Annotated in this window: 2 tRNA genes; both read right to left on the bottom strand. The window is 47.4% G+C overall.

Features of this window, described 5'->3' with window-relative positions:
• Window positions 1–43 precede the first annotated feature (43 nt).
• A tRNA-Ser gene (locus tag AC6CH1_RS19300) sits at window positions 44–136 on the bottom strand.
• Between the two features lie 12 nt (window positions 137–148).
• Window positions 149–222: transfer RNA gene (locus tag AC6CH1_RS19295), tRNA-Met, on the bottom strand.
• Window positions 223–310 lie beyond the last annotated feature (88 nt).

Below are 310 nucleotides of genomic sequence, written 5' to 3'. Positions count from 1 at the left end.
CAATATTATGTTTAAACTTGTTTCATTACTCAGTTTGTAAAAATGGAGGAGGTAGAGGGATTCGAACCCCCGCGCGGTGTTACCCGCCTGTCGGTTTTCAAGACCGATCCCTTCAGCCAGACTTGGGTATACCTCCAAAAGTATAAAATGGCTACCGAGGGAGTCGAACCCACGACCTTTCGGGTATGAACCGAATGCTCTAGCCAGCTGAGCTAGGTAGCCATGATGATAAGTTTATCTCTACTTGTAAAGCGTGTAAGCTTTATCCAGTTGAGTTATATGGCGCGCCCGGCAGGAGTCGAACCCACAA

This window comes from Solibacillus sp. GQ1 (assembly GCF_059758555.1).
This window is presented reverse-complemented; position numbering and strand designations above follow the sequence as displayed.